This window comes from Achromobacter mucicolens (genome assembly GCF_029866465.1).
GTDB lineage: Bacteria > Pseudomonadota > Gammaproteobacteria > Burkholderiales > Burkholderiaceae_B > Achromobacter > Achromobacter mucicolens.
Map to the genome: position 1 here is coordinate 3,350,450 of NZ_CP123364.1, position 15,133 is coordinate 3,365,582.

General features: G+C 65.1%; 14 protein-coding genes. 8 read left to right on the forward strand and 6 right to left on the reverse strand.

Annotated elements, in window-relative coordinates; translation table 11 throughout:
• Position 1: 1 nt before the first annotated feature.
• Together lspA and coaBC are read left to right on the forward strand one after the other, a co-directional pair.
• Complete coding sequence (gene lspA / locus QEP15_RS15280; RefSeq protein ID WP_152384776.1) at positions 2-532, forward strand: signal peptidase II; 531 nt, start codon at positions 2-4, stop codon at positions 530-532.
• A gap of 156 nt (positions 533-688) precedes the next feature.
• Positions 689-1,885, forward strand: a complete 1,197-nt coding sequence (gene coaBC, locus QEP15_RS15285) for a bifunctional phosphopantothenoylcysteine decarboxylase/phosphopantothenate--cysteine ligase CoaBC (RefSeq protein ID WP_056324402.1) — start codon at positions 689-691, stop codon at positions 1,883-1,885.
• Positions 1,886-2,033: 148 nt separating this feature from the next.
• Here the strand turns inward: coaBC and QEP15_RS15290 are convergent, their stop codons facing one another.
• From QEP15_RS15290 to QEP15_RS15315, 6 genes are all read right to left on the reverse strand, one after another.
• Complete coding sequence (locus QEP15_RS15290) at positions 2,034-3,023, reverse strand: Bug family tripartite tricarboxylate transporter substrate binding protein (protein WP_152384777.1); 990 nt, start codon at positions 3,021-3,023, stop codon at positions 2,034-2,036.
• Positions 3,024-3,136: 113 nt separating this feature from the next.
• Positions 3,137-3,826, reverse strand: a complete 690-nt coding sequence (locus tag QEP15_RS15295; RefSeq protein ID WP_152384778.1) for an AroM family protein — start codon at positions 3,824-3,826, stop codon at positions 3,137-3,139.
• Positions 3,823-4,752, reverse strand: coding sequence for a DUF1177 domain-containing protein (locus QEP15_RS15300; RefSeq protein ID WP_152384779.1), 930 nt, complete (start codon positions 4,750-4,752; stop codon positions 3,823-3,825). The genes QEP15_RS15295 and QEP15_RS15300 overlap by 4 nt, the downstream gene beginning before the upstream one ends.
• Positions 4,749-5,453, reverse strand: a complete 705-nt coding sequence (gene pepE / locus QEP15_RS15305) for a dipeptidase PepE (protein WP_062840701.1) — start codon at positions 5,451-5,453, stop codon at positions 4,749-4,751. The genes QEP15_RS15300 and pepE overlap by 4 nt, the downstream gene beginning before the upstream one ends.
• A 71-nt stretch (positions 5,454-5,524) precedes the next feature.
• A complete protein-coding gene (locus QEP15_RS15310) occupies positions 5,525-6,292 on the reverse strand; it encodes an IclR family transcriptional regulator (RefSeq protein WP_152384781.1) in 768 nt (255 codons plus the stop codon).
• Between the two features lie 145 nt (positions 6,293-6,437).
• Positions 6,438-7,478, reverse strand: coding sequence for a metal-dependent hydrolase (locus QEP15_RS15315; protein ID WP_152384782.1), 1,041 nt, complete (start codon positions 7,476-7,478; stop codon positions 6,438-6,440).
• Positions 7,479-7,585: 107 nt separating this feature from the next.
• Between QEP15_RS15315 and QEP15_RS15320 the strand changes: the two genes are divergently transcribed.
• The 6 genes from QEP15_RS15320 (at position 7,586) to QEP15_RS15345 (ending at position 15,131) form a co-directional block, all read left to right on the forward strand.
• Complete coding sequence (locus QEP15_RS15320) at positions 7,586-8,224, forward strand: DedA family protein (protein WP_062840698.1); 639 nt, start codon at positions 7,586-7,588, stop codon at positions 8,222-8,224.
• Positions 8,225-8,237: 13 nt separating this feature from the next.
• The gene (locus QEP15_RS15325) at positions 8,238-8,789 is read left to right on the forward strand and encodes a hypothetical protein (protein WP_152384783.1); all 552 of its coding nucleotides are present in this window, start codon (positions 8,238-8,240) and stop codon (positions 8,787-8,789) included.
• Positions 8,790-8,906: 117 nt separating this feature from the next.
• Positions 8,907-9,533, forward strand: coding sequence for a dUTPase (locus tag QEP15_RS15330; protein ID WP_280148914.1), 627 nt, complete (start codon positions 8,907-8,909; stop codon positions 9,531-9,533).
• Positions 9,534-9,881: 348 nt separating this feature from the next.
• A complete protein-coding gene (locus tag QEP15_RS15335; protein WP_152384784.1) occupies positions 9,882-11,936 on the forward strand; it encodes a type VI secretion system Vgr family protein in 2,055 nt (684 codons plus the stop codon).
• The gene (locus QEP15_RS15340) at positions 11,899-12,801 is read left to right on the forward strand and encodes a DUF4123 domain-containing protein (protein ID WP_152384785.1); all 903 of its coding nucleotides are present in this window, start codon (positions 11,899-11,901) and stop codon (positions 12,799-12,801) included. Before QEP15_RS15335 ends, QEP15_RS15340 begins: the two co-directional genes overlap by 38 nt.
• Before the next feature lie 86 nt (positions 12,802-12,887).
• Complete coding sequence (locus QEP15_RS15345) at positions 12,888-15,131, forward strand: hypothetical protein (RefSeq protein WP_280147663.1); 2,244 nt, start codon at positions 12,888-12,890, stop codon at positions 15,129-15,131.
• The last annotated feature ends 2 nt before the right edge of the window (positions 15,132-15,133 follow it).

Genomic DNA, 15,133 nt, shown 5'->3' on the forward strand with positions numbered 1-15,133 from the left:
CATGACCCGCCCCTCCGAACACGGGGTGACGGACGCCGCCCCCGCCCGCGCCGCGCCGGCGCGCGTGGGCGGCTGGCTGGCGCTGGCCTTGCTGATCATCGTGCTGGACCAGTTGACCAAGATCTACTTCAACACGGCCTTCCAGTACGGCGAGCGCGTCAACATCCTGCCTTTCTTTGACTTCACGCTGGTGTTCAACCGCGGGGCAGCCTTCAGCTTCCTGGCCTCCGAAGAAGGCTGGCAGCGCTGGCTCTTCACCGGCCTTGGTTGCGTGGCGGCGGTGGTCATCGTCTGGATGCTGCGCCGCACGCACGGCCAGCCGCGCTTTTGCCTGGCGCTGACGCTGATCCTGGGCGGCGCCATCGGCAACGTCATCGACCGCGTGGTGTATGGCCACGTGGTGGACTTTCTGCTCTTCTACTGGAACGACTGGCAGTTCCCTGCCTTCAACCTGGCCGACGTCGGCATCACCTGCGGCGCGGTGCTGCTGGTGCTGGACGAACTGCTGCGCGCCCGCAAGCCGCAAGCATGACAAAAGGGGGGCATGTTGCCCCCCTTTCGTTTCCAGCGGTTTTCGTCTGCATTGATGCCCCCTCTAATCCATGACGAACGGCGCGTTGCCGCAATGCAGAATAAAATCCCTTTCAATTCCTCGATTACACGGCGCTGAACCCGCCGCCCTGCCCTCATGCTCGATCTCGCCCGCAAACGCATCGTCCTCGGCCTGACCGGGGGCATCGCCTGCTACAAAATCGCCGAGCTGGTGCGGCGCCTGACCGAACAAGGCGCCACGGTGGACGTGGTGATGACCGAGGCGGCCACGCACTTCATCACGCCCGTCACCATGCAGGCGCTGTCGGGCCGCCCCGTGTTTGTGGACGCCTGGGACGCCCGGGTGCCCAACAACATGGCGCACATCGACCTGACGCGCGGCGCGGACGCCGTGCTGATCGCCCCCGCCAGCGCCGACTTCATGGCAAAGGTGGCGCACGGACTGGCCGACGACCTGCTGTCCACGCTGTGTCTGGCGCGTGCCTGTCCGCTGCTGGTGGCGCCCGCCATGAATCGCGAGATGTGGGCCAACCCGGCCACACAGCGCAACGTCGAAACCCTTCGCGGCGACGGCGTCACGGTGCTGGGACCCGCAGCGGGCGAACAGGCCTGCGGCGAGACCGGCGATGGCCGGATGCTGGAAGCGCATGAGCTCCTGACCGACCTGATCGCCTTCTTTCAGCCCAAGCTGCTTGCCGGCCGCCACGTGCTGCTGACCGCCGGCCCCACGTCCGAACCCGTGGATCCGGTGCGCGTGCTGAGCAACCGGTCATCCGGCAAGACGGGCTACGCGCTGGCGCGCGCCGCGCGCGAAGCCGGTGCCCGCGTCACGCTGATCACTGGCGCGACCTTCCTGCCCATTCCTCGCGGCGTGACCGCCCTGCCTGTCATGACCGCCCGCCAGATGCACGACGCCGTCATGGCCAGCGTGGGCGACGCGGACATCTTCATTGCCGTGGCCGCCGTGGCCGACTGGCGCGTGAAAAACGTCAGCACGCAAAAGCTCAAGAAAACCAGCGAAGGCGGCGGCGCGCCGGTGATGGAATTCGAACCCAATCCGGACATCCTGGCCGAAGTGGCCAAGCTTGAGAACGGCCCGTGGTGCGTCGGCTTTGCCGCCGAAACCGAAAAGCTGGCCGAGCACGCTGAAGCCAAGCGCACGCGCAAGGGCATTCCGCTGCTGGTGGGCAATCTGGCGCACAAGGTAATGGACGCCGACACCACAGAGCTGGTGCTGTTCGATGCCCAAGGCACCCACCCGCTGCCTGCCGGCAACAAGCTGGACGCCGCACGCCGGCTTATCGCCGAAATCGCGGCGCGCATGCCAGCCTGACCGGGCATCTTGGATACCCCGGCTTGCATTAACGCGCGCCGGCTTATCCGGCGCCACGCATCAAAAAAAACGCCAGTCCCGAAAGGGTCCGGCGTTTTGCTCTATGGCGACTTTCGCGACCATGGCGACTGAAGCCGCCACCCGCGCATTACTGCTCCAGGCTGATGTTCGCGGCCTTGACGATGTCCGCCCATTGCTTGCGGTCGTTGTCCAGGAATGCGCTGAACTTCTCGGGCGTCATGCCGGTGACCGGCTCCGAACCCAGGCCAGCCATCTTCTCGACGAGTGCCGGTTGCTTCAGCACGTCCTGCAGCGCGGCGTAATAGGCGGCCAGCACGTCAGCGGGCAGACCGGCGGGCGCGAAGACACCTTGCCACGTCGGCATGTCAAAGCCCTTCAGGCCCTGCTCGTCCAGCGTCGGCACGTTGGGCAACTGGGCGGCGCGCTTGATCGAGGCGACGGCAATCGCCTTGACCTTGCCTTGCGAAGCCAGCGGCGCGGCGGTCGAGATGTTGTCCATCGTCATGGCGATGTGGCCGCCGAGCAGGTCGGTGATGACCGGCGCGGCGCCGCGGTAGGCGGCGTGCGGCACTTTCACGCCCAGCTTGTACAGCATGGTCTCGGCGATCAGGTGGTTCGAGATGCCCACGCCCGCGGTGCCGTAAGTGGCCGTCGGCGTCTTCTGGAAGTATTCCTTCAGTTCGGCCAGGTTATTGGCAGGCACGTCCTTGTTGACGATGACCACATTGGGCTGCACGGCAGCCAGCGTGATGGGCGTGAAGTCGGTGGGCTTGTAGTTCGTGCCCTGGGGGTTCAGGACATGGGTGATGGCCATGGAACCGGCGGCGGCGATGCCGATGGTGTAGCCGTCGGCGGGCGCCTGGCTCAGGCGGTACGCCATGATGTTGCCGCCGGCGCCGGCCAGGTTCTCGACCACGACGGGTTGGCCCAGGCGGGCCGACAGCGGCTCGGCCAGCAGGCGGGCCAGCGTGTCGGCCGAACCGCCCGGCGCAAAGCCCACGAGCAGGCGCACGGGTTTGGCAGGCTTCCAGGCGTCGGCGGCATGGGCCGGGGCAGCCGAGAGCGCGGCAACGGCGAACAGTGCGCCAGCGGCGCGGTGCAGGGTACGGCTGATCATGAAAAAACTCCCAACAGTTGATTGACGAAGTCGGCTTCGTCTCCTCTCGCCGCTCGCCCGAACCGGCCGCGCGAGTCCGTGCGGCCAGAGCTTCGGGATTGCGTCCGGCGGCGTTATTCCAGTATTTGTGCCAGGGCCTGGGCCACCAGGCGGTTGGACAGCAGCACGGGTCGCCCCGACGCCTGCGCCACGGCATCGCGCATGCGCTGCGCGTAGCCCATGCAGTGCATGACGATCAGGTCGCAGGACGCCAGTTCGCGCCCGGCCGCCTCGAAGTTGCGGGCGGCCTGCTGCGCGTCGGCCTCGTAGGGCGAGGCGTGCACGACCTGCGTTTCGCATTCCAGCGGCACGGCCATGTGAAAAGCGTCGACCTGGGCCTCAAGCGGAACGACCAGCCCGACCTTGCGGCAGTGCTGCGCAAGGCCAGCAACAAGGTGGTCCACGACCTGCTGCGGCTCCACCACCAGCGTGCGCATGGGCGCGATGGCCGTGCCGGTGCACAGCGGCACCAGCGCGTCGTACCCCTGCCCGTCGGCCTCTCGCATCACGTGCGCCAGCCGGGCCTCGGCGGCCGCGGCGTCCAGTTCGATCTGGGAACCGTCGCGCAGGCGCGTGGCAAAGCGGTATTCGCGGGGCCGTGGCGCCAGCGCGGCCAGCCCTTCGGCATCCAGGCCGTCCAGCGCGCCGAACTCGTCGATGCGCACGTGGGCGCCCAGCACGGGCGCCATCTCGGGCACGACGTCGCTGCGCGGCGATTGACCGATCGTGAAGAACGCGACGCGGCGCGGTGTGCGGGCGCTCATTGCGCGGCTCCGTCTTCGCGGCCCACGGTCTGCAAGTGCGCCATCGAGCCGTAACGGGCCTGCAGCGCGTGCCACTCGGCGTCGTCGAAGAAGGTCATGGCGCGCTCGCCGTACAACTTGGCGATCTCGATGCAGAAGCGCATGGCGACGTCCGCGTCCACGGCGTTGGTGACGCCGGTGGCGCAACCGGGCACGGTGGTCTGCGCGGTCAACGCCACGCCGACGACCGGCGCGTCCGTGACGATAGCCGGCTGCATCAGCGAATTGACGTGCCACAAGCCGTTTTCGTAGGGCGTGATGTCCTGGGTGGTCAACGGCAGCGTGACCGGCAGCTCACCGCTGACCCAGCCCATGACGTCGAGCATGGTTTCGGGGATGCGCAGCAGGTAGCCCTGCTTGGCCACCGGGGTCAGCGCCACGCCGCGCTTGTTGACCAGGCGGTTGCCGCGCGTGGTGTCCACCGACAGGATCGCGTCCATGCGCGGATCCACCTCGTGCGACATCATTTCGCGCATGGGGAACGGCGAGCGCATCATCGGCACCGGATGATGCGGCCGCGTGCCGGCGCGCGGGCAGATGTGCGTGCGGATGCGGACCGTGCCGGGCAGTACGTCGCCCTGCTGCGCCATCGCCATCAGCTTGAGCGCGGCGGCGATTGCGACGACGGCGCCGTCGCTGTCGGACACCAGGCCCGTCACCGCTGGGCGCGCGCCGATGCCGCCCAAGCGGCCCACGATGCCCAATTGCGGGGCCGAGGCATCCGCGCCGGGAATCACGATGGACAGGAAGTCGGTGGCAAGACCGTCACGCTCCAGGTGCGTGACCTGCACTTCGCAATGGCCGGCGTCGCGCAGCACCTGCGCCACGGACTCGCCCGTGACGTGCGCGGACGACAGCAATTCGATAACGTCGATGACCTGCTTCATGCCGGGATTTCCACGGGGCCGGGACGGAACATGCGCGGTTCTTCGCGCCCCAGGAAGAGCGGCGCATCGTGCGGACCGACCAGCGCGATCTTGTGGCCGCGCACGCGCAGACCGGCGCCTTCGGGCAGGCCGAGCACCGGCATGGCCGGATTCAGCGTGCAGAACTCGGCCAGACGCTGGGCGCGCGTTTCGCCGCGGTGGCCCGGAGGGTGCGCGTTGGTGTAATGCGGATTGATCTGGAAGGACAACAGGCCCAATGCATCAAAGCCTTGCGGGTCGGTGATGGGCATGTCGTTCGTCGTGCAGATGGTGGGACACGTCAGGTTGGAGCCCGCGCTCCAGCCCAGATAGGCCGCACCCGCGCGCACACGGCGCGTCACGACCTCGAGCAGGCCCTGGCGGCGCAGCTGGCCCAGCAGATTGAACGTGTTGCCGCCGCCGACGATGATGACCGACGCGGCCTCCAGCGCGGCAACGGGATCTTCGGCCGTATGCAGGCCCTGGATGGCCAGCCCCGTGTCGGCCAGCGCGGACGAGACCAGCGCCGTGTAGTCGTCCCAGTTGCGCGTGACCCCGGCGTACGGCACGAACACGGCCGGCGCGCCTTGCGGCAGGGATTCAATCAGTTCGCGGATGTCCGGCATGGCGTGCACCAGATAGCCGGCGTCGCTGCTGGAATTGCTGAGGAGCAGAAGGTTCATGGAAGTCAGAGTCCGAAGGGGTAAGGGTTCTGGGCGCGGCGCATTGCGGCCAGCGCCGTGAATTCAGGCGGTCAGTTCAGCCAGTAGGGATCGTTCAACTCGCGGCCCAGCGCGCCCACCTGCTGCAGAACCGATTCGCGCAGCACGGCCACGCGCGCCGCGTCGGCCTGGAAGGAGACGAACGACAGGCATAGCCCGCGCAGCTCGCCGGTGGCCGGGTCGCGCACGGCGGCGGCCACGGCGCCGATGCCGGGCATCGCCTGGTCGATGGCGACCCCGCAATGGTCGGCGCGCGTCTGCGCCACCAGGCGTGCCAGGTCGCCCACGGTGGCCGGGCAGTCGCGCCCTTCGACGGGCAGTGGCTGGGCGGGGTCGGCGCCATACAGCGCCTCGAATTCGGCATCGGTCAGGCGCGACAGCAGCGCGCGCCCCATCGCGGTGCCGGACGCGGCACGGCGCGAGCCGGGCGGCGACAACACCTGCACGGGGTGCGAGCCATTCAAGCGTTGCAGCACGACGGTTTCACGCTGGTTGAGCGTGGAGAGATAGGCGGTCAACCCGCTGTGGTCGGACAAGCGGGCCAGCACGCCGCGGCAGGCTTCGTCCAGCGGCGTGGCGGCCATGCCGGCGCGCACTGCCTGCGCCAGCAGCGCACCGGGGCGGTAGCGGCGCGTGGCCGCGTCCTGGTCGAGCAGGCCGTAGTTCTGCATCTGGTTCAACAGGCGCGACGCCGTGCTTTTGGGCATGGACAGCCGCGCCGCGACCTCCGTGAAGCTCAATTCGGCCGCGCCTTCCGCATAGAGCGAGAGCACGCGCTGGACGCCGTCAAGAATACTCATGCTTGTTCCATAAAACGGAACCTAAGTTCCTTATTAGAGAACAAGAATAATGCAAGCGATGGAAACAGGTCAATACGGCCCCGGAAAGTGAAAGGCCCCCGCATTCGCGGAGGCCTTCAAAATGCCGACGAGTATCCGGCGGGTCTTATTTCGTGGCCAGCTCGGACCATTGCGCCAACGGCAAGGGCGGGTGCGCATCCAGGATGCGGCCGAGTACCAGCTTCATTTCATCCCAGCCGCCGCGGTTGGTGGGCCAGACCGACGGTGTGATGACGTTCCATGCGCCGTCCGGCGCACGCTCGGCCATCTTGAAGCGGAACGTGTAATGCCCTGCCATGCCCATGCGCAGATCCGACACCACCAGCGCATCGTCGATGACGTCGTAGCGTAGCCAGTCGTCCGTGAACCAGCGCAAGCGTTCATGCAGCGGCACACCGGCCAGGACGCGGCCCGCCTCCAGGTTGAGCGGCAGCCGCACCCATTCCGGCGGATGGCGATCAAAGATGCTGCTGACCGATTCGTAATAGCTGCCATCGCCACTTTTGGCGATCACCCGCCACACCAGCGTGTTGAACGGCATGGGGATGGCCCGCACCTGTGTGACTGCAATGCCCTGCGCCTGCATCACCTCGTGCACGCGCTGCTCGGCCGCCATCCTGCCTGCCAGCCCGAAGCCCAGATAAGCGGTGCTGAACACCAGCGCCCCCACCAGCACGCGCCGAGCGATGCGGGTCATGCCGGCGATGACCGCAAACACGACGCCTATGAGCAGCGGCACGGTGTACACCGGATCAATGATGAAGACGGACGACCAGCTCTCCGGCGTCAGCGCCAGCGGCCAGAACAATTGGGTGCCGTATACCGTGAAGGCATCCAGGATGGGATGCGTGATCAGCACCAGCCATATCGTCAGAAAGAGCCGCCGCCCGCTATAGGGCGCATTGGGCCAGAACTTGCGTATCAGCCACGCCAGCAACATCGCAAGGCCCGTCAGCACGAACACGGAATGCGAAAAGCCCCGGTGATACGTCATGAGCGACACCGGATCGGGATAGCGCATCAGGACGTCCAGATCCGGCAGGGTGGCCAGCGCCCCGCCATAGACAAGGGCGCGTCTGCCCTGCACGCGCCCCAGCATGGCGCCCTGGATGCCGGCGCCCAGCACCGCTTGTGTAACTGAATCCATGTTTCTCCATCGTCGAGCGTTCCACCAAAAGGCCTACCCGCGATACGGCTGGCCCTGCAGGCGTTAACATACCCGATTGCGTTCAGCTAATTTTCAACTTTGCATTCATGGATGAATACATCACTCAGATCGGCCAGTTCATCGAGGCCAACCAGGCGTGGGCCGGACCGATCACATTCCTCCTCACGATGGGCGAGTCCATGGTGCTCCTGGGGCTGTTCATTCCCGCCACCGCGCTGCTGCTGCTCACGGGCGGCCTCATCGGCTCCGGCACGCTCGCGCCCTGGGGCGTGATCGCCTGGGGCATCGCGGGCGCCATCGTGGGCGACGCGCTGTCGTACTACTTGGGGCGCTGGGCGGGCCCGAGCGTGCTGCGGCGCTGGCCGCTCAAGCAGCAGCGCACCGGCGTGGCCCGGGCGCGGCTGTTCTTCTACCGGTACGGCTTTGCGTCCGTGCTGATCGGCCGGTTCCTGGGTCCCATCCGCTCCACGATTCCCACCGTGGCGGGCGTGATGGGCATGGCGCACAGCCGCTTCCAGATGGCCAACGTGCTGTCGGCCGTGCTCTGGATGCCGCTGATGCTGGCGCCCGGCTACATCACCGCGCGCAGCCTGGGCACAGCAGAAAACGCCCAACAGATCGCCATGATGATCGGCGCGGGGCTGTCGGTTTTGCTAGGATGCGGGCTTCTCCTCGCCATGGTGCGCAAGCGCCGCCAACCGGTGCGCGTGCGGCGAGGCAATTGATCCGGAGAGCGTCATGGCCATCGATGCCGAGCCCAAGAACGGCGATTTCGCGCGCTATATCGAAGAGTTGACCAGCGCCGGCGGCACCTCGCCCGGCCGCATCGCAAGCCGTCGCGACGCCCGCAGGCAGACGTCCCCGGTGACAGTGCCCATCCCGGTTGCGGCGCCGCCCTCTCCCACTTCGGGCTCGCTGTCGGAAGCGCCGTGGGGCAACACGGCGTCATCCACCCCACAGTCGCGCTCCGCATCACAGGCGCCTCTGGCAACCATGCCGGGCCAGCCCGACGAAGCCAACGTCACGCTTGCCCGTCAGGCGGGACGGCGCAAGCTCGGCGTCGTATTGACCGTGGCCGGCATCATGGCGGGCTGGGCCGCCGCCAACATCGCCTTCCGTGCGCTGCACAGCCCCCAGTTCGAACTGGATGAGCTGATGCCCGCCCTATTCCTGGCGTTCTTTGCCTTCATGCTGTTCAAGGCAGCCCGAGGCGCCCGCAATCCCCGCAAGACGCCCCTGAACAAGTTGCCGCCCCTGACGCCTTCCTCGTATCGCAAGGACGGCGCCTGACGCGCCGGCGCGTGGCCGGCGGGCGTTGGTGCTAACATTTCCGGCCATTGAATCAGCCCCATCCCCGGAGTGAAAGTGAACAACGTAGTCGGATTGAACCAGGCCCAGGCGGCCACGATGCTGAAGCTGCAAGGCCACCTGAACAGCATGATCAATCCGGACTGGGTCAATGGCGGCGCCCGCTTCCTGCGCGCCGCCTTCGTCGAGTCGGCCGAAGCGCTGGAACACTACGGCTGGAAGTGGTGGAAGAAGCAAACCATCGACCTGCCCCAGGTCCAGATGGAACTGGTCGACATCCTGCACTTTTACCTGTCGCACACGATCGTTCAATCGGCGGGCGACGTCGAGGCCGCCGCGCGCGCGCTGGTCGCTGACCTGGCCTCGCCCGCCACCGTCACGCTGGACGGCAAGTCCCATGACCTCGCCGCCCTGAACGTGCCGGAGTTGCTCGAGCTGATCGGCGGCTTGGCGGTATGCGGCCGCGCCAGCTTCAAGGTCCTGGAGCAGACCATGACCGCGTGCGACATGACCTGGAACGACGCCTACACGCAGTACGTGTCCAAGAACGTGCTGAACATCTTCCGCCAGCGGCACGGCTACAAGGAAGGCACCTACATCAAGATCTGGAACGGCGAGGAAGATAACGTCGTGCTCGCGCGCCTGCTGTCGCAGCAGGATCCGGCCAGCGCGGACTTTGCCGAGATCCTGCATCGCGAACTGGAAGCGGCCTACGCGCGGCTGTAAGCCGCTGCTGCCCTCTTAAGACCCCGCGGCCAAGCTTTAGCCAAATGCCGCCTTCCTGCGCCGAAGAATAGTAGGCGCCTAGTGCCGTACATGGCCCCCTCGCACTCGGCACTTCCACATTACTTCGAACCTTGGGGCAGCGTTGCGCCTGGCCTGCCTCGGTGTGGGAATAAAAAAACGAACCGATGTCAGCCTCCGACCTCCACATGGGAGGCCGGGAGCTCCAGGCACGGCCGAATCCAAAGCCCCCGTATTTGAGCGCAGTTTAGATATCCTCTGATTTCCTTGCATGGTCCCTGGCAATACAAGTGACGTTTGACACTTGATTGACTCCCATGGAAGACAAGGATGGCCCACCAGAGTGACTTGCGCTTCACCTTCCGCGTGGTCGACGGGATGGAATTCGACGTCATCGAATTTACCCTGGACGAAGCGCTGTCCGAGACCTTCCGCCTTGAACTGGACCTGGCCAGCTCCGATCCCGCGGTCGACTTCGGCCAAGTGCTGGACCGGCCCGCGCTGTTCACACTGTGGCACGGCGAACAGCCGGTGCGCCACGTCCACGGCCTGGTCAGCGCGCTGGAACAGGGCGAGACTGGTTTCCGCCGCACCCGCTACCGTGCCGTCATCGAGCCCGAACTGGCACGGCTCAAACTGTCCTCGGATTGGCGCGTCTTCCAAACCCAGAGCGTCCCGGAGATCATCGAGGGTGCGCTCAAGCGCCATGGCATTCTCAACCATGGCTTGATCGTCACCAATCAGCACCTGCCCCGCGAGTACTGCGTGCAGGCTGGCGACACCGACTACCAATTCCTGGAGCGCATTGCACGCGAGGAAGGTTTCTACTACACCTTCCTGCATAACGCCGATGGCCACCGGCTGATTCACAGCGACCGGCTGGCCGTCCAGGGCAGCATCGGCGACGCCCCGGTGCTGTACAACCCCAACGCCGGCGGCGACGCGGCCGCCCCAGCGCTGCGCCGCTTTCGCTACGTCGAGAACGTGCGCACCGCGCAACAAACCCAGCGCGACTACGTGTTCACCAACCCCGGCTACGACCAGCAACACAGCCTGCGCGGCCGTAACCTTGCGCAGGACGCCCGTCGGCCTTACGAGCGCTACGATTACCCCGGCCGCTACAAGAGAAACGAGGCTGGCAAACCCTTCACCGAGAACCGCTTGCGCGGCCACCGCCGCGACGCGCGCATTGCCCGGGTCGAAGGCGACGACCCACGGCTGCTACCCGGCATCTCCTTCGAGCTCACAGGCCACCCCCGAGATGAGTGGAACAGCGCCTGGCGCCCGGTGCGCATCCAGCACCATGGCATCCAGCACACCAGCCAAGCCGAGGACGGCGCCGATTCCGAGCAGGGCACCCGCTACAGCTATGCTGCCGAACTGGTCACCGACTGCACCGAATGGCGCGCCGAGCCGCTACCCAAACCGCGCATTGACGGCAGTCAGCCGGCCACCGTCGTCGGCCCGCCCGGCGAAGAGATTTACTGTGATGAATGGGGCCGGGTGAAGATTCAATTCCCCTGGGACCGCCTGGGCAACTTTGACGGCCAAAGCTCCTGCTGGGTACGTGCGGTGCAGAACTGGGCTGGCGCGGCATGGGGGCACATGGCCATCCCGCGCATCGGACAGGAGGTGTTGGTCAACTTCATGAATGGCGATCCCGACCAACCCATCATCGTTGGCCGCACCTACATGGCCACGCAGCCACCGCCCTACGAGCTGCCCCGGCACAAGACCCGGATGACGATCAAAAGCCAGACCCACAAGGGCCAGGGCTTTAACGAGATGCGCTTCGAGGACGAGGCCGGGCTGGAAGAAATCTACTTCCATGCCCAGAAGGATCAGAACAACCACGTCAACAACGACGAAACCACCTTCATCGGGCATGACCGCGTGGAGCGCGTCGGAAACGACGAGACCATCCATATCGCCGGCAACCGCGCCCTGAGCGTCGCCGGCACCGACACGACCCAGGTGCAGGCAACCTCGACGCTATTGGTGGAGGGGAAACGCACGGTAAATGCTCAAGCCGACGACGTCCTGCATGTCGGGGGGGACCAAACCACGAGCATAGGCGGCAGTTATCTCATCCGTGCCGGCAGACGCATGCAACTTAACGCGGGCGACGAACTCGTCCTTGATGGCGGCATCAGTCTCACCCTTCAGGCCGGGGGGCAGGCAATTCGCCTGGACCCAAGCGGAATCCACAGCAGCGTGCCCATCCGCTTAGGCGCCGCGCCGCGTCCGCTGACTTCATGGGACTCCGAACCCTTGACGCTAGCACCGCACGAGTACCTGCGCGCGGCGCAGGAAGGCGCACTGCTTGTTTCCCCAACCTGCGAGTTCGATGCTGATGGACGCTGCAAAATTCACCTACGCCACTGACCGGTTACCCGGGTTGATCCAGCAGGCGGAAATTCCGTTGCCGCCGGACCTGGATCGCCATTGTGTGCTTCTGGATGCCGCAATTGACGACAACTTGCTCGCATCCCTTTATGCGGAACGCGATGCCGAGGGGTGGGCGGTCGAGCCGCTCTTTCTGGGCACCCCGCTTCAACCTTTGAGCAACGTGGGACCACATCTGGTCCAGACATGGCGCGGCAGCCGTGTCATCGGCGACATCCTCAGCCGCATGGAACACGAACCGATGGGCATCACCTTGTTCCCCAAGGACGGCGCAACCTGGGAGCAACTCTGCAATCACTGCCGAACATGGCTCAGCGTCACGGGAGAAGGTGAAAGGCCCATGCAGCTGCGCTGGTTTGACCCGCGCTGGACTCGCGCCTTGCTGACGGTGCTGACGCCGGTACAACGCCAAGCCCTGGCCGGTCCGTGGCAGGCGTTGTCGTGGCACGACATGGGGCGCTGGAACCATTGGGCGTCTGACCCACTCGATGCCGAGGAAGAATGGACACGTCCCGTCTTCGACAAGGCGCTGTTGGCCCGCCTGGATGATGAACGCCGTTGGGATACCGCCGCCGCGCTGACGCTGGACTACGAGCAATGCTTTCCGCGCGGAGACAGTGATGCGGATCATCGATGGAGCTACCGGACACTGACGGATGCCGCCTGTTATGGCATCACGCAGCTCGCAAGGCTGGAACGCTGGTTTCGCCTTGCCTTGGTCCATGGCCAGGACTTCCATCGTCGCCATCCGCACGTCGAGTCCCTGCTGCGCGACGCTACCCGCCTGCAGTCGGAGCGCCTCTCCTTGCTGGAAGACCTCTTTGAAGAAGGAAAGGCCTCATGACAAGCGCCGCGACGCTCCCTCCCCCCAAACATGCCGACAGCGATCTCGACAGCAAGGCCGAATGCGCACCGCGGTGTTCGGAACCCATGGCCGACATCGTCCACATCACGGGCGAAGGCAACATCTACTACGTGCTGACGGAAAAACAGCAGGCTGCGCTTCGCAAGCAAATCGAAACGGTCGATGCGCTCATGAAGCGGTTCCGGGAAATAACCGCCGACGCCGTCAAGCCGACTCCTTGCGCCGCCTCCAGCGGAAAGGCAAGCGTAGACACCTGTCCCTGCCAGGGCTGCCGCAAGCTGCGTTGGGCCAGGCAAGCCGAAGCCGCGGGCTTGATGGCACTCGACGACATCACGCCAACAGCCGAGCTGGAAAGAATCGAATCCGCCGAAGACATCCGAGGGCGCCTGTCTCAGCTGCGCGAACAGCGCAAAGAATTTGACGATATGTGCAATTGGTGGAACCGGGAACTCACCTGCAAGATTGGTCAGCACATGCCGACAGCCATCGATGGCATCATCGCCGACCTCGAAAAACAACTGCCTGCCGCCGCCAAAGACACCGAAACCACCGCCAGCGCCACCATGCCATCGGTTTCGGAAGGTGGCCGAGAGCAGCGGCAACGTCAAGTCACCGTCGCCGCCGACAGAAACGGCATTGTCGAAATCATCGTCGTCAGCCGTCCCGACAAGCACTATTACATCCCGCAGCGCTACCTCGCCGTGCTTCGCGAACACTTCCGCGTGGATGTCAGCGTGCTTAATGCAAAATCCCCGCTAAACGACGACGACCTGCGGATTCGCGGCAAGCAGCTGATCACCCGAATCCGCGAACGGGTGGCCCGCGGGCTGAACGAAGACAGCGCCAAACCGCTTGGCAACCTGGAAGCCAAGCTTGTGACATGGACTGCCAAGGACGACTGCGCGCTCAATGCGTTGCACTTGGAAGCGATCAACTTGAGCTCAAACAGGCACGACAGCGCCCCTTACGCCGCCAACGCAGAAGCGCATTTGCTGCGATTTGCCGCGCAGGCCAGTGTGGGGTTCACGGGCTTTGACCCCAAGAATGGGGAGATCTCCGTTGGCGTGAAGGCGCAGGCAAGCTTTTCGCTTGCCGAGGGCAAGATCAGCCTGGAGCGATACCTTCCCAGCCAAGGCGGATACGATTGCTTCTTTGCGTATCGCAATGCCGACCGTCAAATGATTTACCACCGCTTCGGCGCCTTCCGCATCAAGGGCGCGCTGGAGCTGAGCTGCTTTGTCGGGGCAGTGGCCTCGGGGTCCGCAACCGCGGGCGTCAAGTGGAAAAGCAGCCCCGCGGGTGGCAGCGCCCTGCTGACATCGCCTGAGCTCAGCAGCCGCGGCGGTGCGGTCAGACTGCAGGGAAGCGCCTTCGCCGGCGCACAAGCGGGCGGTTCATTGATAGGTGCATTTGAATGGATGCCCCCCGAAAACCAGCATCACCCCGACGCCACCTGGCAGGCGTTGCTTGAGGTAAAGGGCGAAGGCAACGTGGCCTTCGGCGCAGGCGCGGAGCTGGACTTCAAAATCGAAATGACCGGCCTTCGGCTGTATTTCCACGTCAGGGCGCAGGTGGTGCTCGGGCCCGGCGCAGCCGGCGGCTTCGCGACCATGGTCAACCTGGAACACATCGGCAACCTCATCATGGTGGTCTACCGCAACCTGAGCAGCATCGATTATCGGCACCTTCTGAGCATTGATAACAAAGCCTTTACGTTGTTCGCTCAAGTCGTGATGAAGACGTTGAGCACCCCCGGCGCCACCATCGAATCGATACTCAAGGGAGGGTTACGGTCGATCGAAGAATGGTGGGATGAACGCAACAATCGTATCGGCGCAGCCCAGGGACTCGCCAAGCGCATTCTCGAAGGCAAACCCCTGGACGTTCATGGCCAAAGTATTGCACTCAATGAACTCCCACCCGAGGTCATGGGGCCGGCAATCTACACGTTGGGGGTCGACTATGTGCTCACCTACAGCGAGGACCGCGAACGAGCAATCATCAAGTTGCTGCGCGCCGTGCGGACCTGGCGGCACTTCTACTTGACGCTGGAGCGCGTGAACGAAAGTGGAACGCGCGAATCGGCCAAGGATGGACTCAAACACATCAGAAGCTTCCTGAATGATCAGCAGACAAGGGAGTTTTCGCGGTTCCTTGATGCGCTGGCTGCTTACCCCGGTCAAGCCCCGGTCAACACCCAGTTGGCGATGTCGCCCTGGAATCCCGTCCTTCCTCATAACAAACATAATGTGCTGGTGACGGCACGCAACGAAGAACTTCATCGCCGTGGCTCAAGCATGAAAGCCTGAAC